Source organism: Bacillus sp. FSL K6-1338 (assembly GCF_038006965.1).
GTDB classification, from domain to species: domain Bacteria; phylum Bacillota; class Bacilli; order Bacillales; family Bacillaceae_G; genus Bacillus_A; species Bacillus_A thuringiensis_S.
On the sequence record NZ_JBBOWI010000001.1, the window covers coordinates 4669959 to 4690000 of the forward strand.

Below are 20042 nucleotides of genomic sequence, written 5' to 3' on the forward strand. Positions count from 1 at the left end.
AGAAGGAGCTGCTTATGCGGCTCCTTTTTCATATCTGAAATTCACCTCATAATTCCTACTCTCAACGCTCATACTATGTAAAGAAACTGAATTGTAGGAAGGTGGACGACTATGTTAACTCCACAACAAATAGGTCAATTTAAATCCATTTTAGAAAAACAAAAACAAGAACTAGAGCAAACGATACAAACTCATGAAAATACAGATCGTGCTTCTGAACGCGATTCAGTAGGAGAACTGTCTAGCTATGACAACCATCCAGGTGATATGGCTACAGAATTATACGAACGAGAAAAAGATTTCGGACTCATCGAATTTTGGCATAAACAACTAGATGATACAAAACATGCTCTGCAAAAAATTGAAGCGGGTACGTACGGCATTTGTGAAGTATCTGGTGAGGAAATCCCGTTTGAAAGATTAGAAGCAATGCCAACCGCGACAACATGTGTTCAACACGCGACAAATAAATTAAATATGGAGACGCGTCCAGTTGAAGAGGAAGTATTATCCCCTTCTTTCCACAAGCACGATGAAGACGACTCTGTTGAGTACGATGCGGAGGATGCATGGCAAGATGTCGCAAATTACGGAACGTCTGAAACGCCGTCCGATTTAGAAAGACAAGATTCAAAAAACTATAATGGCATGTACGTAAATAGTGAAGAAAACGTAGGCTACGTGGAGGATTTCGAAAACTTCATCGGTACGGATATATATGGGAAAAACCCACAAGTTTTCGCTACAGAGGAACATGAAGAATATGAACAAATGCTTGATGACTTTGAAGAGCGTACCTTTAAGGGCGAATTATCTTCAAATGAATCTAGTTCCAAAGAATAAAAAAAAGCATTCCGAAAATCGGAATGCTTTTTATCGCTAGCTAATTAGTTTTTTGTAACGTTAGCTGCTTGTGGTCCGCGGTTTCCTTCAACGATTTCGAAAGAAACTTCTTGACCTTCTTCTAAAGTTTTGAAGCCGTCGCCTTGGATAGCTGAGAAATGTACGAATACGTCTTCTCCGCCTTCAACTTCGATGAAGCCAAAACCTTTTTCGCCGTTAAACCATTTAACTTTACCTGTTTGCATGTCATGTACCTCCTAAATAAAAATGAAACTATGAATCCACATGAAAAGGTGGATATAAAGGACATGAATGTATAACAAGCTTACAGCCTTTAATACAACGTGCTTTATTTCCGTACCACATTATGTAGCTCAATAGTGTTTTCACTATATCATGCTATGTCGAAAACGTCAAATGAGAACACTTTCATTCCATCATTTTTTATAATCCTAGTATAACCTTAAATTTTCATTCTACTTTTATTCGAAAATTAACAAAACTATAGTGTTCTAATTCTTTTAACTTCTGTACAATATAATTACTACATATTTATGAGGTGAAAAAATGCAAGCACATGAAATCGAATATAAGTTATATGGCGATGATATGCAATTTGTTGAAATTGAATTAGACCCAAAGGAAAGCGTTGTCGCAGAAGCGGGCGCAATGATGATGATGGAAGACTACATCGAAATGGAGACAATCTTCGGTGATGGTTCTGGCCCATCTAACGGTCTATTCGGAAAATTAATGGGAGCAGGTAAACGTCTCGTTACAGGTGAAAGCATGTTTATGACTGTATTTACAAATACAGGGCACGGCAAACGCCACGTCTCATTTGCTGCTCCTTATCCTGGTAAAATTATTCCTGTAGATTTAACAGAATACCAAGGGAAAATCGTTTGTCAAAAAGATGCCTTTCTTTGTGCCGCAAAAGGTGTTTCTATTGGAATTGAATTTACAAAAAAAATAGGAACTGGTTTCTTCGGTGGTGAAGGTTTCATCATGCAGAAACTTGAAGGTGACGGCCTCGCTTTCATGCACGCAGGCGGAACTGTATATAAACGTGAATTAAAACCTGGTGAGAAACTTCGCATTGATACAGGTTGTCTCGTTGCCATGACAAAGGATATTAACTATGATATCGAATTCGTTGGAAAAGTAAAAACAGCTCTATTTGGCGGTGAGGGTTTATTCTTCGCAACATTAGAAGGTCCTGGAACAGTTTGGATTCAGTCCTTAACACTTAGCCGATTAGCAGCACGCCTTACAAGCCCAGCAGCGCAAAGTACTGGTGAAGGTAGTGTATTAGGTGGACTTGGTCGTTTATTGGATGGGAAAGAGTAAAAAGGGCCCTTATGTTGGCATGGCCATCGACTAATATAATACTACAATTAAAACACCCTTGCTTGCAGTAATGCAGTGAAAGGGTGTTTTAATTTACGTCTACAAACGAGAAAAAGCAGATGAAATAAAGTAATAAGGTTTACTTCAGTAAAATAAGGTATATTATATTTGTTGAATAGATTCTCTTTCAAGACAAGAAAAGTAGGTGAACAAAGTGGGAAAATATCAATTAGATTCCAAAAGTCAGGTAGCTGTGGCAAAGTTTCATGAAAAACAGAAGCCTGCCAAATTTGATAAAAAGCAGCAACTTGAACAATTGCGTGCGGAGTATTTGAAAAAGAAGCAAAAATAAACAGATAAATAATATGTTTTGTTTCCCGAAATTTTCTGTATATAGTACGAACAAACACAAGAAAATAGGTGATTTATTCATCTTTCAAATATATACAGGCTATTTTTTCAAACCTCTTACAAGCCCAGCATTATAAAGTACTGGTGAAAGTAGTATATTAGGTGGCCTTGTTCGCCTTTTAGATGGAAAAGAGTAAAAAATGCCTCCAATGCAAAAAACATTGGAGGCATTTCTCTAAAGTTTATGAATATGGCATTTTATTTTTACTGCGGAGGGCTATACATACCATTTCGAATCATATAATACTCCATCGCGTCATTAAGCCATGCCTCTTCTTCTTCCGTGTAAGGAGATGGCATCATATTATTATATTGTTCTTCTACATTCTCTAATTTACCTAAAGAATACATTGTCTCTTCACCAACATACTTAAGAGTCGCCTTCATATGTTCATCAACCAATTTTTGCACTTCTGAATCCTCAATTTCTCTTCCAAATAACCTTTTCACTTCTTTTGCTAAACGCACAAACTCTTTATCAAGTGCTATGCCTTCTTCTTCCGGCTTATTATATAATCCATTAGCCAATTCTTTTGATACATATCCTTCAAGCCATAAACTTTGTTCGTTTTCTTTTTGAATGCTGTTAATTAGACTCATTAATATGTCACTATCCAACTCTTCTTCTTCCTCAAGACATACCCTTGTTCGTTCAAGCGCCTTTATCGAAACTTCAATGTGTTTTTTCTTTTCTTCAAAGGCTTTTCTTTGTTGTTCCAACGTTTCTTTTAAACTTACATTCAAACTTGGAATTGTAAGCATGACGCGTATTTCTTCTAAACTATATCCTAATACTTTAAGACTGACTATTTTCTGTAGCTCTAATATATCTTTTCCTTTGTACACACGGTGACCAGAGCTAACGTTCTTTTCAGGTTTAAGTAGTCCAATTTCATCGTAATATTGTAGTGTCCGTATTGATGTGCCTGTTCTCTTTGAAAACTCACCAATTGAACAGCCTTCCTTTTTGCTCATCTTACACTCCTCCTAACAATATGTTTACAAAAATCATACTCCCTCACGTAACTGTAGGTTCAAGCTTTTTTCCAAAAGAATGAATCAAGTTCCTCACTGCATATATTAAACTATACCTTTTCTTAAGGAGGGCTTCCTTAATGCGTACTCCTTTATCCTTTGATAAAGACACTGCCATACTGTTAGCTTCTTGTTGTGAGTTAACGTATGAACAATATAAACAAAATGGTATTTTCGAAATACCAGATGGTTTTCAATATGTACAAGGGTTTCAAGGAAAGGCCATTCAAACAACAGAATGGTTCGGATTTATATTAGAATCTGAGGATACAATTATCGTTGCCTTTAGGGGCACTCAAACAGACCCAGATTGGATTATTGACTCTCTCGTCAATCAAAAACCTTATCCTTATGCTTTAAATGGTGGAAATGTCCATAACGGCTTTCTCTCTATTTATGAGTCTTGCCGTGATTCTATTATGGATATGCTCGTATCATTGCCAGCACATAAAAAACTGCTAGCTACTGGGCATAGTCTAGGTGGCGCGCTTGCCACATTACACATATTAGATGCACGTATAAATACTGCCTTCGCACAGTATGGACTTTATTCATTCGCTTCCCCAAAAGTAGGAGATATCGCTTTTCGAAATTATTATAAACTACAAGTAGCTAGTAGCTTTCGTTTCGTCAACTTGTTCGATGTCGTTCCACTTCTCCCTCCCCGAAACATAAATTTTAATGATCATGATTGGGAGTATGCACACGTCCATCACAATATGACATTTACAAAAAACACAAAATCCATTACAAATAATCATTCCATTACAACATACAAAACATGTCTGACTTCTCATTTTTAACCAGTAAACAATTGGAAATAAAATATTCATATACTATAATACTCTATGAAGTTATTTTTGGATGAGGGGACCTTACATGTTAAAATTTATCTTCACACTTTTTCTTATTGTAATTTTTACGGTCACAGGTTTCTTTACATTTTCATACTTTGCGACAGGAGAGTATGATGGGGCAGGTATAATATATACCACTATTCCATTTCTTTCTTAAGCAAAATAAATAAAACGAGCTTAAAAAAAGTAAGCTCGTTTTATTTATTAATATCAATTTTTATTAGTAAATAGATAATATATCCCCCAACGTAGCAACCTCTTTAAAACTGTTTAACTGCATTACCAATACCCCAAATTTCATTGCTGTACTGCAAAATCGTTCGATCACTCGCAAAATGACCAGACTGTGCAATATTTAAAATCGACATTTCTAGCCACTTTGTTCGGTTCTCATAAGCTCTACCAACAGCTTCTTGTCTTTCAGCATATGGACCAAAATCTCGCAGAACGAAATATTCATCATTTTGAATAACGAGAGAATCATAGATCGCTTCAAATTCAGCACCCGATTGTGCAAAGAAACCATTTGTTAATTGATCTACTATTTTTTTAATGTGCCTATTGTGGTGATAATAGTCACTTGCACGATATCCACCATTTTGATGGTAATGAAGAACCTCTTCTGCTGTTAAACCGAAAATGAAACAGTTATCATCACCGACCCGGTCTTTTATTTCAACGTTAGCTCCGTCTAGCGTTCCAAGTGTAATCGCACCATTCATCATAAATTTCATATTGCCTGTTCCCGATGCTTCTTTACTCGCCGTTGAAATTTGCTCACTTACATCCGCCGCCGGGAATATATCTTCAGCTAAAGAAACTCGATAGTTTTCTAGAAAGATAACTTTCATATATTGACTAACATACGGATCATTATTTACTTTTCTTGCGAGTTCATTTATTAATTTAATAATTTTTTTCGCGTAATAATAACCAGGTGATGCTTTCGCTCCAAAAATAAAAGTACGCGGATAAAATGTAAAACTAGCATCCTCTTTCAAACGGTTATACAAATATAAAATATGAAGAACATTTAATAATTGTCGTTTGTAAGCATGTAATCTTTTCACTTGCACATCAAAAATAGAATTTGGATCAATCGTAATCCCCATTGTATTATGAATGCGCTCCGCTAAAATCTCTTTACGCTCTTGTTTTACCTCTGCAAACTTCTCTTGGAAACTAGCATCATATTGAACTGTTTGCAACGATTGAAGCTTAATCGGTTCTTTCTTCCACTCTGGTCCAATCGCCTCTGAAATGAGATTTGTTAACTGTGGATTTGCTTTCATAAGCCAGCGCCTATGAGCAATTCCATTCGTCTTATTATTAAACTTATCTGGATAAAATTCATAAAACAATCGCATTTCCCGCTGCTTTAATATTTCCGTATGAATTTTTGCTACACCGTTTACGCTATGGCTACCGACAATTGCTAAATGAGCCATTTTCACAAGATCATGCGCAATAATTGCCATGTCTTCAATGCGATGCCATTCATAAGGATAACGTTCCCAAAGTTCATGACAGAAACGTTCATTAATCTCTTCAATAATCATATAAATTCTCGGTAATAATGGTTTAAAAATGTGAATTGGCCACTTTTCGAGCGCTTCTGATAACGTCGTATGATTCGTATAAGAAATCGTCTGCGTCGTTATGTGCCAAGCTTCTTCCCATGTTAACTTTTCTTCGTCTAGTAAAATACGCATCAGTTCTGGAATTGCTAAAACCGGATGTGTATCGTTAATGTGAATCGCAATTTTTTCATGTAGTTGACGAAGGTCACCATATCTTTCTCTATGCATTCGAACGATATTTTGCAAACTTGCTGATACGAGGAAATACTGTTGTTTTAAACGAAGTATTTTTCCCTCATCATGCGTATCATCTGGATATAAAAACTCCGATACAGCCTCTGTTTCGCGCTTATATTTCAAAATATCTTTGCAGTTTTGCGGGAAAGGAACTGGTTCAGCATTCCAAAGTCTAAGTGTATTTACAGTACTCGTCTCATAGCCTACTACCGGCACATCATATGGCACCGCCATAATGACTTCTGCATTTGTATGCCTAAACTCTAAACGCCCGTCAATTTCTAGCGGTTCAACACTGCCAAAATAACTTACTTCTACAGCTTGATCATGTCTTCTTACTTCCCATACGTTTTCATGAAGAAGCCACTGTTCTGGAAATTCAACTTGATAACCATCAACAACTTTCTGATCAAACAAACCATGTTTATAACGAATTCCACAGCCGTGTCCTGGTAAGTTTAAAGATGCAAGTGAATCAAGAAAACAGGCTGCTAAGCGTCCAAGTCCACCGTTACCAAGGCCTGCATCTGCTTCCACTTCTTCTAACTCTTGTAACGAAATCCCTAGTTCAGATAACCCCTGCTCGCATACATCTCTAATACCTAAATTCAAGATGTTACTTCCAAGCAAACGTCCAAGCAAAAACTCAATAGACAAGTAATACATTTGCTTTTGCTCTCCTGATCGATAACTCTCGTTCGTTGCAATCCATTGACTATTCATATACTCACGTACCATATGGCCGAGCGTATTATATTGATCACGATTTGTAGAATCTTTGAAACTTTTCCCATACATCGTCTCTAACTTTTCTAGAAAAGTTGATTTAAAACTTTCAACATGAGTAAACATTTTTTCACCACCTACATGTTATTCCATGAGACTTTTATACAATTCCTTATAAGCAAGAGCCGATTGCCTCCAGCTATAATCTTCAGTCATCGCTTGTTTTACAAGCTGCTCCCACACTGGTTTATCGTGATAAAATTCAATTGCACGGTGAACCGTATGCAGCATGTCATGTGCATTAAAGTTCGTGAAACTGAAACCATTTCCTTCGCCCGTTTCTTCATCATAAGAATGTACCGTATCGTTTAATCCACCTGTTTCTCTTACAATTGGAATCGTACCGTACGCCAATGCGATAAGTTGTCCAAGTCCACACGGTTCAAACAGCGATGGCATTAAAAATAAATCGCTTCCCGCATACACTTGGTGCGCTAATTCTTCATTAAATCCGATATAAACTTTTACCTTCTCCGGATACTCATATGCCATCCACTCAAAGAATTGCTCATATTCCGAATCACCTGAACCTAAAATAATACATTGTACATCTTCTTCCATTATTTCGCGGAATACAGTGCGTACTAAATCAAGACCTTTTTGCTTCGTTAATCTCGTTACCATTGAAATAATTGGTGTATCCTCTTTTTCTGGCAAACCAAAATAACGCTGCAAAGCGCGTTTATTTTCACTCTTTTCATATAATGACTCTGCATCATACTGAGCCTTAATATATGAATCCGTTTCTGGATTATATACGCTCGTATCAATACCATTTACAATGCCACTAAGCTTATCATTATATTTTCTCAGTAATCCATCTAACTTCTCACCGAAAAATTCATATTGAATTTCTTCTTTATACGTCGGGCTCACCGCTGTAATTTGATCCGAAGCGATAATACCGCCTTTCATAAAGTTTATGTTTCCATAAAACTCTAGCTGCTCACTATGAAAATATTCATCACCAAGCTCTAACAAGTCGTACATCACTTCAGAAGGAAATACTCCTTGGAACTGCAAGTTGTGAATCGTATATACCGTTTTAATACGCTCATATAACGGGTTATCTTGATACTTTTCACGAAGTAAGAAATTAACCATAGCCGTATGCCAATCGTGGCTATGAAGAACATCCACTTCAAAATCAAGATGCGGAATACACTCTAACACTGCTTTTGAGAAATAAGAAAAACGCTCCCCGTCATCATAATGACCATACAGAGAATCTCTCTTAAAATAATATTCATTATCTATTAAGTAATACGTAATTCCGTCTTGCTCACCTTTTAAAATTCCGCAATATTGATTTCTCCACCCAAGCGGGACGTTAATTACTTTATGTAACGTACATCCATCTCTTAACTTTTGCGGAATGAGACTATAATTCGGAAGTATAATACGAACGTCCACTCCTAATTTTTTCAGCTCTTTTGGGAGCGCACCCGCTACATCAGCTAATCCTCCCGATTTCACAAACGGTACACATTCTGATACTGCAAATAAAATATTCACTTGTTGTCCCACTGCGCGAAAAGTTTTTATACTCCTCTTGCAGCTTCCTCCCTTCGAGTTTTCATTTAAATTAAAACTTTAATCAGTGGGAGAAAAAGCCCCCACTGATTCTTTAGGAATAACTATTAATCGTACTGTTTTGTACGCTTCCTTTTTCTACAACATATGGCTCATCGATGTTTCCTTTTAATACGACACCGTCGCCAATTTTCACGTCTTTATCAATAATAACACCGTCTATTATACAGTTATCTCCAATTTGGCTCTTTTGCATAATAATACTGTTACGAATAATTGAACCTTTTCCAATTTTAACCGAACGGGAAACAACACTGTTTTCGACTTCCCCTTCAATAATACTGCCATTTGCAATCATTGTATTTTTCACGACTGCACCCTTTAGATAACGAGTTGGCGGCTCATCTTTTACTTTCGTAAAGATCGGCGCTTCTTTCTTAAATAATTGCTTCCAAATAGCAGGCTGCAAAATTTCTAAGCTATGTTTATAGTAACTTTCAATCGAATCAATAATAGCTACATATCCTGTATGCTCATACGTAGCAATATGCAGTGATTTTCCGCGCTTTTCTCTCACTACATCAAATAAACTGTATTGCTCCACATCTTTATATGTCTCAAATAAATCTAACAATAATTGTTTCTTTAACACGTATGTTTGAAGCGAAACCCCTTCATGGCAAACTTCCGTAATATCAGCTGCCGTATGTATATGTCGCTCTAACACCGCCTGGAAATTTAATGCTGTTACGAGATGGCTATTCGTAATAACAACGTACTCTTCTCTGCTTCTTAGAAAATAATCAATATGTCTTCTAAAGTGTGCAAAAGACCCAAACTCATCTTGGTCACATTGGCAATTTGGCGGGAATAAAAATAGTCCGTCTCGTTTTCTATCTAAATCCCACTGTTTTCCTGAACCAACATGGTCCATTAGTGAGCGATTTTTATGACTTGTAAAAACCGCTACACTATGAATATTAGAATTCACCATATTTGAAAGCATGAAATCAATGAGTCGGTAACGGCCCCCAAACGGTAACGCCGCTAATGAACGATGCCCTGTTACTTTCTTTAAGGAAGGAAAACTTCCCGTTGCATTAATAATTCCTAACATTTTTTCTCCCATTCATTTCATCCCCCTTTTCTATTTCCCTTCAGCAATGAGTACTACATCGTCGACATTTTTTTCTGGACGAATAATTGTTCCATCTTCAATAACCATTTCCGAACCAACGATCGCTCTTTCAATCACAACATTTTTACCAATCTTTGCTCCTGGCATAACGACAGAATCAATAACCATACTACCTTCTTCCACCGTCACCCCTTGGAATAACACAGAATGCTTCACGTCCCCTTCAATGACGCATCCTTCGTTAATAAGCGATTCTTCTACTTTTGCCTTTTCTGCAATATATTGAGGTGGCTCATTTGGATTCACAGAATAAATACGCCAATTACGATCGTTTAAATTCAGTGATGTTTCATCGCGAAGTAAATCCATATTCGCTTCCCATAAGCTTTTCACCGTTCCAACATCTTTCCAATATCCTTCAAATGGATACGCCATTAGCTTCTTCCCTTCATCTAATAAAAGTGGAAGTACATCTTTTCCGAAATCATTACTAGATTCAGGATTTCTTGCATCCATCTCTAAATACTCTTTCAAAATTGCCCAGTTAAAAATATAAATTCCCATTGATGCAAGATTACTTCTTGGAAATTGTGGTTTCTCTTCAAACTCAACAATCTCCATCTCTTCATTTGTATTCATAATGCCAAAGCGACTCGCTTCATCCCAAGGTACTTCAATAACAGAAATGGATACGTCCGATTCTTTCTCAATATGGTAATCTAGCATCTTACTGTAATCCATTTTATAAATATGGTCGCCTGATAAAATAAGAACATACTCCGGTTCATACTGACTTAAATAGTTTAAATTTTGATAAATGGCACTTGCCGTACCTGTATACCACTTCACCCCTGAAGACTCCGCATAAGGAGGTAATACTGTGACTCCACCGTTTACTCGGTCTAAATCCCACGCATTTCCAATTCCGATATAATTATGAAGTTCAAGTGGTTGATATTGTGTTAAAATCCCAACCGTTTCAATACCAGAATTCGCACAGTTACTTAGCGTAAAATCAATAATGCGATATTTACCACCAAATGGAACAGCTGGCTTGGCTAAATTTTTTGTTAATGCACTTAAACGACTACCTTTTCCCCCTGCTAGTAACATTGCTACGCACTTTTGTTTTTGAGCCATCTTGTTTTTTGCTCCCCTTTCTCGTCTTCACTGGTCGTAATATGGATACGCCAAATGGTGGAATTGTAATCTCTACATGTGCTGCTTGATTATGGTACGGTTCTAGAATCGTCTTAAGACGTTTCTTATTCACTTGCCCCGAACCGCCATATTGCTCAGCATCACTGTTTAAAATCTCGTTATAATACTCGAAATCTGGTACACCTACTTTATAGTTTTCATATGTAGCTTTCGTAAAATTACATACGACAACTAACGCATCTTCTTGTTTATCCCCTTGGCGGATAAACGAGAAAATACTTTGCTCATTATTATTAGCATCAATCCACTGAAAGCCTTCAGGTGAATGGTCAAGCTGCCAAAGTGGTTTTGAGCGCTTATACAATGCTATGAGCTCTTTAAAGTAATCATGCATATAACGATGCATTTCAAAATCATGTAAATTCCAATCTAAATCTTCAAGGTCTTTCCACTCATCAAACTGTCCGAATTCTCCTCCCATGAAAAGTAACTTCTTTCCTGGGTGAGTAAAGAAATATCCATATAATAAACGAAGCTGAGCAAACTTATCCCAGTAATCACCTGGCATTTTATTTAATAACGACTTTTTCCCATGAACGACTTCATCATGAGAAAGTGGTAATATGAAGTTTTCAGAGTACGCATATAGTAAAGAAAACGTCATTTTCTCATGAATGTGTTTCCTATATTCAGGCGCACACTCCATATATTTCAGTACATCATTCATCCAGCCCATGTTCCATTTGTAATTGAATCCAAGCCCACCTTCATACGTTGGAGTTGTTACAAGTGGCCAAGCTGTTGAATCTTCTGCCGTCATAAGAAAATCTTCATCCTCTGCAAACACTGCTTCATTTAACTCTCTTAAAAATGAAACAGCATGCTCATTACTTTGCTCTTGTCCTTCTTTATTCCAGTACAACATGTTCGCAACTGCATCTACTCTGAAACCATCAATATGGAAATATCTCATCCAAAATAACGCATTTGAAATTAAGAAATTACGTACCTCTCTCTTCCCTAAATCAAAATTGACAGTTCCCCATACTGGATTTTCTTGTACATCTTTATCTTTATATTCATAGGTCGGTGTGCCATCAAACAAATATAAACCGTGAGCATCTTTACAAAAGTGCCCCGGCACCCAATCTAAAATGACACCGATTCCATATTTATGACATTCGTCGACAAAATACATTAAATCATGCGGCGTACCAAATCTACTCGTCGCTGCATAATATCCCGTTCCTTGATATCCCCAAGAACGATCATATGGATGCTCAACAAGCGGCATAATTTCAATATGTGTAAATTGATGTTCCACCACATACGGGATGAGCTCTTCTACCATTTCCCTGTAAGAATACAGCGTTCCATCTTCTTTCTTTTTCCAAGAACCAAAATGTAATTCATAAACTGTCATCGCTTCTTTATAAATCGGTTTTTTCTTTTTCTTACGAGTCCAGTTTTTATCATTCCATTCATATCCTTTTATATCAAAAACTACAGATGCCGTATTCGGCCTTACTTCTGCATATATAGCATACGGATCTGCCTTTAAAATGACGTCACCAGCCAACGTTTCAATCGCATATTTATATATTTCTCCTTCTTCAATATGCGGTATAAATAAGGACCAAATGCCTTCTTCTGTCACTTGTAGCATCTTATGTTGCTCATAATCCCACTCATTAAAATCTCCAACAACACTCATTGCTTTCGCATGAGGAGCCCACACTGTAAATCGTACCCCTTGAATCTCATCTTCCGTCACAACATGTGCGCCAAAGATGTTATAACTTTCATAGTACTTTTCTGTATGAAACTCATCTCGTTTCACTTCTTCACAATTTATTACACTCAATATGCTCACCTCACTTAGATGACAGAATTTTTTATACTTTAACTATTTCTGCGAAAAACTGCAATATCCTTGTTAATTTATAAAAAATATTCGTTTTTTTCTTAAAAATGTTAGTTTTTCTTCACATTTCCGTGTAAAATATCGAATTTTGACGAATATTCATTGAAAACGCTTTATTATTCTTCTATATTTTTACCTATTATTTTTTCTCAACCTTTATTTTATTAGATTTATCCTATTTTTCATGCTATTTTTCATTCAAAATCAAAACAAAATAATCTGTCATAAAAAAATGTTTCTCAACATTTTTTGTCACAATTTTATTGAAATGCAAAATTCATAAGCATATACTCGCTCTCAATAAAGAACTTAGATCTTCCGTAACTATAATTCATAGTGGACTACTATGTTTACTTATTTATCCTTGTTGCGAACGGTCACTATGAAAATTTAACTAGGAGGGCTTTCTTATGTCATTAAAACAAAAAGTAGGAATGGGAGTTGTCACCGCTTCACTTGGTTTATCCCTTACATTCGGAGGTGTATTCGCCTATTTCAGTGATTCAGAAACATCGAGTAACTCATTTCAAGCCGCCTAACAACGAAACTTGGTACTGAAAAAGACGGTAAGCTGCTTGGCCAATATTATTATGCAAGACCTGACGAAAACCTTGCCGGCGATGTAAATGGTGATAAAGTAATCGATATTAAAGATGCTGAAATTATCGCTAGCAACTACATTAAAAAAGGACTAACTGTAAAAGACGGAGATCTTAATAAAGATGGAATTGTCGACGAAAAAGATATTCGCTTCGTTGAAAAGAACTTCTTGAAAAAAGGTCCAGATGCATCTAAATCACAAACACCTGTAGAAAAATCAAAAAGCGGTACACTGACAGATATTTTAAAGAAGTTAGGATTAACACCTAAAAAATAATCATAAAGAGCACTCTATATAAAATAGAGTGCTCTTTTCTATAAATGACCCTTATCCAGCAAAAGGGGTATATTGGGGATATACAAGGGAAACCGGAAAAGGAATTTATATTGAATTATATATAAATCCAGAAGTAAGAAGCAGGTCCCCACTTCCGAATTATTTAGCAATTAATTATAGTACTGGTGCCATAGTTTCTTTTAATACTTTTACAGAATGAGCGAATTTCGCTTTTTCTTCTTCATTTAGCTCAAGTTCTACGATTTCACGTACACCTTCGCGGTTAATAACAGCTGGAACACCTACGTAAGCATCTTTCTCACCGTATTGACCTTCAAGGTATGCAGATACAGTTAATACGCTGTTCTCGTTGTTTAAGATCGCTTTAGTTACACGAAGTAGTGACATACCGATTCCGTAGTAAGTTGCACCTTTACGTTCGATGATATGGTAAGCTGCATCACGTACATTTTCGAAGATTTTATCTAAGTCTTCTTGTTTGTACTGTTCGTTGTTAGCTAAGATTGTTTCTAGTTTTTGTACACCGATAGTAGCGTGGCTCCATACTGGAAGTTCAGTGTCACCGTGCTCACCAACGATGTAAGCATGAACGTTACGTGGATCTACATCTAAGTAGTCACCTAACATGTAACGGAAACGAGCAGAGTCTAAAGTAGTACCAGAACCGATTACGCGCTCTTTCGGTAAACCAGATTCTTTCCAAGTTACGTAAGTTAAAATATCAACCGGGTTAGTTGCGATTAAGAAGATTCCATCGAATCCGCTATCCATAATGCCGCGAACGATTTGTTTAAAGATCTTTGTATTTTTCTCAACTAAGTCTAAACGAGTTTCACCTGGCTTTTGTGGTAACCCAGCAGTGATAACAACTAGATCTGCATCTTTACAATCTGCATAGCTACCGCTCCAAACTTTTGTTGGTGATGGAGAGAATGGTACCGCATGGCTTAAGTCCATTGCTTCCCCTTCTGCTTTTGCTTCATTAACATCTACTAATACGAATTCTTCAGCTACACCTTGGTTGATCATTGAGTAAGCGTAACTACAACCTACAGCTCCTGTTCCTACTAATACTACACGATTGATACCTTTTTTCATGGTAATTTCCCCTCTCTATTGTTCACATATATTTTTTTATGATTGTTTAAGTAATTAATTAAAATACTAATTTAATGTTGTTTAACTTCTTTACATTCATATTGTAGCACGTATTATTGTGAATTACTTCACAATTTATGACCTATTTGTGAACTTTTTCACATAGAGTGTAAAGTTGTTAGATCAGGTGTGGAATCCATACCAAATTAGGTGTTTTCTTTAGATTGTGAATAAAAATGTATGATTCAATTACTCACTGTAACTAAATTCACTTTCTATAATAAAAATCCTAACATTCACAAAAAATGTAATCACATTATAAGATTAAACTGACTGATCACATCATTCCCTTACAAGATGGACGTCAATTAGCTTATATAGAATACGGTTAAATAAATGAATTAGCCTATACTTTATCACCTCCCTTTTAATCATTACTATATATTAAAAAATATCCGTTAAAATTATGCATTCTTTTCTAATAATAAACCATTCAATATAAGTGATAGGCTATGCAAAGCTTTAGACAACCGTGCCTCTGCATCTTCAGAATTCGCAATCCAACAAGCAAGGTCCACTAGTCCGCCATTTATAAATCTTGCTAAAGCTTCACAGTCCGTCTTTTCAATAATACAGTCCTTCATTAATTGCTGAAGCATCTCGGCCATCGTCACTAAACATTGTGACTGTGATGATTGATAATAACTAGTTCCTAATACTGCTGGTGCATCTCGAAGTACGATTCGCTGAATTTCTGGATTAAGTGCCATCGTTAAATATGCACGACAACGCCCAACAAACCCTTCCCATTTTCCTTCCGCTTCATCTGATACTTTCCCTAATTTATTATCCATTTCCATATCAATTTCTTTTACAACTGCTTCTAACAATCCTTTTTTATCACCAAAATGATGATAAATTGCACCACGTGTTAAACCGACAGATGCTGTAAAATCATCCATAGACGTATTTACATATCCAACTGTACCAAAAGCCTCTCTTGCTGCCCACAGCAAGAGAGCACGTGTTTCAGTAATCATTTCTGCTCTCGTTTTTTTAATCATCTTTTCCTCCTACTTCTATTCATTCTCTTTATTCAAAATGAATTGCACTATAGTATCGTTCTCTATATAAAAGAATAACTCCTTTAAACATCGGCTCTATCCAGAGATAAAACATTTCAATTGACATACGCTCCGTATGTTACTATGATATTGGCATACGGTGCGTATGTCAATTATTTCTAGCTTACAAGATAATATAACTTCTTACCTATACCCTACATTGACTCACTGTCCCTTTTTATAGAAGGTATTAATGAAACAGAGGAGGAGTTAAAAGAATGAAGAATGTATATGTACACGTCAAATATTGTGGTGATTATCATGTTTAATTCCTACCGTGAGATTTTCAGTGCTCCTGGTACAAAAGGATTCTCATTAGCAGGATTTATAGCTCGTATGCCCATATCAATGATGGGTATTGGTATTGTTACCATGTTATCTCAAGTAAGTGGTGACTATTGGCTTGCTGGAGCTGTTGCAGCTACCTTTACATTATCATCAGCTTTACTAGCTCCTCATATTTCTCGGATGGCTGATCAATTAGGGCAATCTCGCATACTTCTTCCGACTACAGGTATTAGCGTTTTCTTTACAATCCTCTTACTTCTATGTACGAAATATGAAGCTCCTTATTGGACGCTATTTCTATCCGCTTTATGTGCAGGTTGTATGCCAAATATGTCAGCTATGGTACGTGCACGTTGGACTAAACTATACCGCGGATCCCATAAATTGCATACAGCATTTTCCTTCGAATCGGTCGTCGACGAAATTTGCTTCATAATTGGTCCTGTATTATCTGTCAGTTTAAGTGTTATGTTCTTCCCAGAAGCAGCGCCACTTTTATCATCTGTTTTTCTTACAATCGGGGTATGCCTATTTACTATGCAAAAAAGCACAGAACCGCCTGTACACCCTCGCGACATTACAAACAACGGAACAGTATTTAAAATTGGTTCTTTGCGAGTACTAGTATTCACACTCATTGCTATAGGTACTATCTTCGGCACAATAGATGTCGTTAGTGTAGCATTTGCTGAGCAGCAAGGAAACACAGTAGCTGCTAGCTTTGTACTTTCTGTCTATGCAATCGGTTCATGCCTGGCAGGCCTTATTTTCGGTACTCTTAAACTCAATACCCCACCCTATAATCAGTTTTTAATAGCGGTCACACTTTCCATGATAACAATGCTGCCACTAGTTTTTGTAAACAGTATTACTTGGCTAGTAGTTATTGTTTTCTTTGCAGGGCTATCTGTCGCTCCTACTATGATTATTACTATGGGGCTTGTGGAAAAAATCGTACCTGAATCAAAGATAACCGAAGGAATGACTTGGGCAATTACAGGACTTGGAATTGGAGTCTCCCTAGGATCAGCGATAGCTGGTTTAGTTATTGATAACTTTGGAGCCCATGTAGGATTTAATGTGGCTATTATAGCAGGAGGCCTTGCCTTAACTATTGCACTTTTAGGCTACAAAACTCTTCACTCCGCATATAGTCATGTTGTTATTAAACAAGATGAACATTCAATAGAAAGTTAAAACATATTCAAAAAATAGGATTACCTTTTCTTATGTATGAGAAAAGGTAATCCTATTTTAAACTTATTATTTATAATCTGTCATAGCTTCTTCTATATCTATACACAATAAAAAAGAGATAGCAGATTATGCTATCTCTTTTAGTATGACCCGTACGGGATTCGAACCCGTGTTACCGCCGTGAAAGGGCGGTGTCTTAACCACTTGACCAACGGGCCAGTTCTGGCAGAGAAGAAGGGATTCGAACCCTCGCACCGCGTTCGCGATCTACTCCCTTAGCAGGGGAGCCCCTTGAGCCACTTGGGTACTTCTCTATAAATATGGCTCCGCAGGTAGGACTCGAACCTACGACCGATCGGTTAACAGCCGATAGCTCTACCACTGAGCTACTGCGGAACAATTATGGTGGGCCTAAATGGACTCGAACCATCGACCTCACGCTTATCAGGCGTGCGCTCTAACCAGCTGAGCTATAGGCCCATAATTGAAAAGCGGGTGAAGAGAATCGAACTCTCGACCAGAGCTTGGAAGGCTCTTGTTTTACCACTAAACTACACCCGCATAAAATTGAAAATGGTGAGCCATGAAGGATTCGAACCTTCGACCCTCTGATTAAAAGTCAGATGCTCTACCAACTGAGCTAATGGCTCATTTTGAAAGTGGTGCCGGCTAGAGGACTTGAACCCCCAACCTACTGATTACAAGTCAGTTGCTCTACCAATTGAGCTAAGCCGGCTTGCGACTTCAAAATGGTGGCTCGGGACGGAATCGAACCGCCGACACGAGGATTTTCAGTCCTCTGCTCTACCGACTGAGCTACCGAGCCTTATTAAAATGGCGGTCCCGACCGGGGTCGAACCGGCGATCTCCTGCGTGACAGGCAGGCATGTTAACCACTACACCACGGGACCATTTGGTTGCGGGGACAGGATTTGAACCTGCGACCTTCGGGTTATGAGCCCGACGAGCTACCGTACTGCTCCACCCCGCGATGATATAATATGTAATTTAAGAAAAAATGGAGGAGGTAGAGGGATTCGAACCCCCGCGCGACTCTCGCCGCCTGTCGGTTTTCAAGACCGATCCCTTCAGCCGAACTTGGGTATACCTCCGAGATATAAACCTTTAGTGGTGGACCTTGTAGGACTCGAACCTACGACCGGACGGTTATGAGCCGTCTGCTCTAACCAGCTGAGCTAAAGGTCCTTTATGGTAGCGGCGGAGGGGATCGAACCCCCGACCTCACGGGTATGAACCGTACGCTCTAGCCAGCTGAGCTACACCGCCATAAATGATATTAAAATAAGTGGAGCCTAGCGGGATCGAACCGCTGACCTCCTGCGTGCAAGGCAGGCGCTCTCCCAGCTGAGCTAAGGCCCCATGTTTTTGGGAATATCGGGAAGACAGGATTTGAACCTGCGACCCCCTGGTCCCAAACCAGGTGCTCTACCAAGCTGAGCCACTTCCCGTTAATAAAAGCGCGCCCGAGAGGAGTCGAACCCCTAACCTCTTGATCCGTAGTCAAACGCTCTATCCAATTGAGCTACGGGCGCATATGGTGCCGAGGGCGGGGGTCGAACCCGCACGGTGGTCACCCACCGCAGGATTTTAAGTCCTGTGCGTCTGCCTGTTCCGCCACCCCGGCATGTCATATTGAAAATTGGAGCGGAAGACGGGATTCGAACCCGCGACCCCAACCTTGGCAAGGTTGTATTCTACCACTGAACTACTTCCGCAAGACATGTTTGAGATATTTTATTAAAAGTGCGGGTGAAGGGAGTCGAACCCCCACGCCAAAGGCGCTAGATCCTAAGTCTAGTGCGTCTGCCAATTCCGCCACACCCGCATATTAATATTTTAAGAAAAAATGGGGCGACTGATGGGAATCGAACCCACGAATGCCGGAGCCACAATCCGGTGCGTTAACCACTTCGCCACAACCGCCATGATTTTCTGGTGCCGACTAGAGGACTTGAACCCCCAACCTACTGATTACAAGTCAGTTGCTCTACCAATTGAGCTAAGTCGGCTAAATGGTGGAGGATGACGGGATCGAACCGCCGACCCCCTGCTTGTAAGGCAGGTGCTCTCCCAGCTGAGCTAATCCTCCATTTGCCTGGCAACGTCCTACTCTCACAGGGACAAGGTCCCAACTACCATCGGCGCTAGAGAGCTTAACTTCCGTGTTCGGTATGGGAACGGGTGTGACCTCTCTGCCATCATTACCAGACTGTATTCATTTAAGACAAGAATCATTGTAACTCATTTAACTTTTAAAGTCAACAAGTTTTTTATATTCTTTCAAAACTAGATAACATCGCTTCATATTATATGGTTAAGTCCTCGATCTATTAGTATTCGTCAGCTCCACATGTCACCATGCTTCCACCTCGAACCTATCAACCTGATCATCTTTCAGGGATCTTACTAGCTTACGCTATGGGAAATCTCATCTTGAGGGGGGCTTCATGCTTAGATGCTTTCAGCACTTATCCCTTCCGCACATAGCTACCCAGCTATGCCCTTGGCAGAACAACTGGTACACCAGCGGTGCGTCCATCCCGGTCCTCTCGTACTAAGGA

The 20042-nt window shown here is 38.3% G+C and carries 15 protein-coding genes, 22 tRNA genes, 2 rRNA genes and 3 pseudogenes (1 of these 42 only partly in view); 9 read left to right on the forward strand and 33 right to left on the reverse strand.

From position 1 onward, the window contains the following. Positions 1–111: 111 nt before the first annotated feature. Complete coding sequence (locus NZ044_RS24000) at positions 112–843, forward strand: yteA family sporulation protein (RefSeq protein ID WP_098506009.1); 732 nt, start codon at positions 112–114, stop codon at positions 841–843. 44 nt (positions 844–887) lie between these two features. On the opposite strand, the gene cspD is transcribed toward NZ044_RS24000, so the two are convergent. Beyond that, positions 888–1088, reverse strand: coding sequence for a cold-shock protein CspD (gene cspD / locus NZ044_RS24005; protein WP_001193052.1), 201 nt, complete (start codon positions 1086–1088; stop codon positions 888–890). Positions 1089–1410: 322 nt separating this feature from the next. Here cspD and NZ044_RS24010 point away from each other — a divergent pair, with 322 nt between their 5' ends. From NZ044_RS24010 to NZ044_RS30890, 3 genes and pseudogenes are all read left to right on the forward strand, one after another. After that, the gene (locus NZ044_RS24010) at positions 1411–2193 is read left to right on the forward strand and encodes a TIGR00266 family protein (RefSeq protein ID WP_001147844.1); all 783 of its coding nucleotides are present in this window, start codon (positions 1411–1413) and stop codon (positions 2191–2193) included. Positions 2194–2407: 214 nt separating this feature from the next. Further along, positions 2408–2545: a hypothetical protein gene (locus tag NZ044_RS24015; protein ID WP_000521641.1), complete on the forward strand. Its 138-nt coding sequence runs from the start codon at positions 2408–2410 to the stop codon at positions 2543–2545. Positions 2546–2660: 115 nt separating this feature from the next. Further along, positions 2661–2741, forward strand: a pseudogene (locus tag NZ044_RS30890) (TIGR00266 family protein); the annotation flags it as partial. Positions 2742–2808: 67 nt separating this feature from the next. Here NZ044_RS30890 and NZ044_RS24020 read toward each other — a convergent pair. Further along, the gene (locus tag NZ044_RS24020) at positions 2809–3579 is read right to left on the reverse strand and encodes a MerR family transcriptional regulator (protein ID WP_098506006.1); all 771 of its coding nucleotides are present in this window, start codon (positions 3577–3579) and stop codon (positions 2809–2811) included. A gap of 140 nt (positions 3580–3719) precedes the next feature. On the opposite strand from NZ044_RS24020, the gene NZ044_RS24025 reads away from it, so the two are divergent. After that, a complete protein-coding gene (locus tag NZ044_RS24025; protein ID WP_001260110.1) occupies positions 3720–4442 on the forward strand; it encodes a lipase family protein in 723 nt (240 codons plus the stop codon). Positions 4443–4518: 76 nt separating this feature from the next. Further along, positions 4519–4653, forward strand: a complete 135-nt coding sequence (locus NZ044_RS24030) for a hypothetical protein (RefSeq protein WP_000911076.1) — start codon at positions 4519–4521, stop codon at positions 4651–4653. A gap of 103 nt (positions 4654–4756) precedes the next feature. On the opposite strand, the gene glgP is transcribed toward NZ044_RS24030, so the two are convergent. From glgP to glgB, 5 genes are all read right to left on the reverse strand, one after another. Then, entirely contained in the window at positions 4757–7165 is a 2409-nt protein-coding gene (gene glgP, locus NZ044_RS24035; protein ID WP_098506003.1) for a glycogen phosphorylase, read from the reverse strand. 18 nt (positions 7166–7183) lie between these two features. Continuing rightward, a complete protein-coding gene (gene glgA, locus NZ044_RS24040) occupies positions 7184–8614 on the reverse strand; it encodes a glycogen synthase GlgA (protein WP_002081949.1) in 1431 nt (476 codons plus the stop codon). 112 nt (positions 8615–8726) lie between these two features. Then, positions 8727–9761, reverse strand: a complete 1035-nt coding sequence (glgD, locus tag NZ044_RS24045) for a glucose-1-phosphate adenylyltransferase subunit GlgD (protein WP_000504159.1) — start codon at positions 9759–9761, stop codon at positions 8727–8729. 18 nt (positions 9762–9779) lie between these two features. Then, positions 9780–10910, reverse strand: a complete 1131-nt coding sequence (gene glgC, locus NZ044_RS24050; RefSeq protein WP_000057602.1) for a glucose-1-phosphate adenylyltransferase — start codon at positions 10908–10910, stop codon at positions 9780–9782. Then, positions 10858–12795, reverse strand: coding sequence for a 1,4-alpha-glucan branching protein GlgB (gene glgB / locus NZ044_RS24055; RefSeq protein WP_000111401.1), 1938 nt, complete (start codon positions 12793–12795; stop codon positions 10858–10860). Before glgB ends, glgC begins: the two co-directional genes overlap by 53 nt. 470 nt (positions 12796–13265) lie before the next feature. On the opposite strand from glgB, the pseudogene NZ044_RS24060 reads away from it, so the two are divergent. Together NZ044_RS24060 and NZ044_RS24065 are read left to right on the forward strand one after the other, a co-directional pair. Beyond that, positions 13266–13388: pseudogene (locus NZ044_RS24060) on the forward strand (TasA family protein); the annotation flags it as partial. Continuing rightward, positions 13379–13732: pseudogene (locus tag NZ044_RS24065) on the forward strand (dockerin type I domain-containing protein); the annotation flags it as partial. The pseudogenes NZ044_RS24060 and NZ044_RS24065, both read left to right, overlap by 10 nt. Positions 13733–13906: 174 nt before the next feature. On the opposite strand, the gene NZ044_RS24070 reads toward NZ044_RS24065, so the two are convergent. Both NZ044_RS24070 and NZ044_RS24075 read right to left on the reverse strand, forming a co-directional pair. Beyond that, entirely contained in the window at positions 13907–14851 is a 945-nt protein-coding gene (locus NZ044_RS24070) for an L-lactate dehydrogenase (protein WP_000715339.1), read from the reverse strand. Between the two features lie 464 nt (positions 14852–15315). After that, entirely contained in the window at positions 15316–15915 is a 600-nt protein-coding gene (locus NZ044_RS24075; RefSeq protein WP_098506001.1) for a TetR/AcrR family transcriptional regulator, read from the reverse strand. A 321-nt stretch (positions 15916–16236) separates the two neighbouring features. Between NZ044_RS24075 and NZ044_RS24080 the strand changes: the two genes are divergently transcribed. Then, a complete protein-coding gene (locus NZ044_RS24080; protein ID WP_015945917.1) occupies positions 16237–17460 on the forward strand; it encodes an MFS transporter in 1224 nt (407 codons plus the stop codon). 146 nt (positions 17461–17606) lie between these two features. On the opposite strand, the gene NZ044_RS24085 is transcribed toward NZ044_RS24080, so the two are convergent. From NZ044_RS24085 to NZ044_RS24200, 24 genes are all read right to left on the reverse strand, one after another. Further along, positions 17607–17678: transfer RNA gene (locus NZ044_RS24085), tRNA-Glu, on the reverse strand. Between the two features lie 5 nt (positions 17679–17683). After that, positions 17684–17774 (reverse strand) — tRNA-Ser (locus NZ044_RS24090). Positions 17775–17781: 7 nt separating this feature from the next. Then, a tRNA-Asn gene (locus NZ044_RS24095) sits at positions 17782–17856 on the reverse strand. A 7-nt stretch (positions 17857–17863) separates the two neighbouring features. Beyond that, positions 17864–17940 (reverse strand) — tRNA-Ile (locus NZ044_RS24100). 10 nt (positions 17941–17950) lie between these two features. Beyond that, positions 17951–18021: transfer RNA gene (locus tag NZ044_RS24105), tRNA-Gly, on the reverse strand. A gap of 13 nt (positions 18022–18034) precedes the next feature. After that, a tRNA-Lys gene (locus NZ044_RS24110) sits at positions 18035–18110 on the reverse strand. A 10-nt stretch (positions 18111–18120) separates the two neighbouring features. Then, positions 18121–18196 (reverse strand) — tRNA-Thr (locus tag NZ044_RS24115). Between the two features lie 14 nt (positions 18197–18210). After that, positions 18211–18286 (reverse strand) — tRNA-Phe (locus NZ044_RS24120). Between the two features lie 9 nt (positions 18287–18295). Beyond that, a tRNA-Asp gene (locus tag NZ044_RS24125) sits at positions 18296–18371 on the reverse strand. Between the two features lie 3 nt (positions 18372–18374). Continuing rightward, positions 18375–18451: transfer RNA gene (locus NZ044_RS24130), tRNA-Met, on the reverse strand. 28 nt (positions 18452–18479) lie between these two features. Then, a tRNA-Ser gene (locus NZ044_RS24135) sits at positions 18480–18572 on the reverse strand. Between the two features lie 17 nt (positions 18573–18589). Then, positions 18590–18666 (reverse strand) — tRNA-Ile (locus NZ044_RS24140). Positions 18667–18670: 4 nt separating this feature from the next. Further along, positions 18671–18747, reverse strand: a tRNA-Met gene (locus NZ044_RS24145). A gap of 20 nt (positions 18748–18767) precedes the next feature. Next, positions 18768–18840 (reverse strand) — tRNA-Ala (locus NZ044_RS24150). A 15-nt stretch (positions 18841–18855) separates the two neighbouring features. Then, positions 18856–18929: transfer RNA gene (locus NZ044_RS24155), tRNA-Pro, on the reverse strand. Positions 18930–18939: 10 nt separating this feature from the next. Beyond that, positions 18940–19013 (reverse strand) — tRNA-Arg (locus NZ044_RS24160). Between the two features lie 3 nt (positions 19014–19016). Beyond that, positions 19017–19105: transfer RNA gene (locus NZ044_RS24165), tRNA-Leu, on the reverse strand. A 16-nt stretch (positions 19106–19121) separates the two neighbouring features. Further along, positions 19122–19196 (reverse strand) — tRNA-Gly (locus tag NZ044_RS24170). A 29-nt stretch (positions 19197–19225) separates the two neighbouring features. After that, a tRNA-Leu gene (locus NZ044_RS24175) sits at positions 19226–19306 on the reverse strand. A gap of 22 nt (positions 19307–19328) precedes the next feature. Further along, positions 19329–19404 (reverse strand) — tRNA-His (locus tag NZ044_RS24180). 10 nt (positions 19405–19414) lie between these two features. Then, positions 19415–19490 (reverse strand) — tRNA-Thr (locus NZ044_RS24185). A 4-nt stretch (positions 19491–19494) separates the two neighbouring features. After that, a tRNA-Val gene (locus NZ044_RS24190) sits at positions 19495–19570 on the reverse strand. A gap of 4 nt (positions 19571–19574) precedes the next feature. Then, a 5S ribosomal RNA gene (gene rrf, locus NZ044_RS24195) occupies positions 19575–19690 on the reverse strand. Positions 19691–19791: 101 nt separating this feature from the next. Continuing rightward, positions 19792–20042 (reverse strand): 23S ribosomal RNA (locus NZ044_RS24200) (it continues 2671 nt past the right edge of the window).

Bases quoted from the DNA above. Each gene is read 5' to 3' on its own strand.
- NZ044_RS24000 (WP_098506009.1), top strand. From the start codon at position 112: ATGTTAACTCCACAACAAATAGGTCAATTTAAATCCATTTTAGAAAAA.
- cspD (WP_001193052.1), bottom strand. From the start codon at position 1,088: ATGCAAACAGGTAAAGTTAAATGGTTTAACGGCGAAAAAGGTTTTGGC.
- NZ044_RS24010 (WP_001147844.1), top strand. From the start codon at position 1,411: ATGCAAGCACATGAAATCGAATATAAGTTATATGGCGATGATATGCAA.
- NZ044_RS24020 (WP_098506006.1), bottom strand. From the start codon at position 3,579: ATGAGCAAAAAGGAAGGCTGTTCAATTGGTGAGTTTTCAAAGAGAACA.
- NZ044_RS24025 (WP_001260110.1), top strand. From the start codon at position 3,720: ATGCGTACTCCTTTATCCTTTGATAAAGACACTGCCATACTGTTAGCT.
- NZ044_RS24030 (WP_000911076.1), top strand. From the start codon at position 4,519: ATGTTAAAATTTATCTTCACACTTTTTCTTATTGTAATTTTTACGGTC.
- glgP (WP_098506003.1), bottom strand. From the start codon at position 7,165: ATGTTTACTCATGTTGAAAGTTTTAAATCAACTTTTCTAGAAAAGTTA.
- glgD (WP_000504159.1), bottom strand. From the start codon at position 9,761: ATGGGAGAAAAAATGTTAGGAATTATTAATGCAACGGGAAGTTTTCCT.
- glgC (WP_000057602.1), bottom strand. From the start codon at position 10,910: ATGGCTCAAAAACAAAAGTGCGTAGCAATGTTACTAGCAGGGGGAAAA.
- NZ044_RS24070 (WP_000715339.1), bottom strand. From the start codon at position 14,851: ATGAAAAAAGGTATCAATCGTGTAGTATTAGTAGGAACAGGAGCTGTA.
- NZ044_RS24075 (WP_098506001.1), bottom strand. From the start codon at position 15,915: ATGATTAAAAAAACGAGAGCAGAAATGATTACTGAAACACGTGCTCTC.
- NZ044_RS24080 (WP_015945917.1), top strand. From the start codon at position 16,237: ATGTTTAATTCCTACCGTGAGATTTTCAGTGCTCCTGGTACAAAAGGA.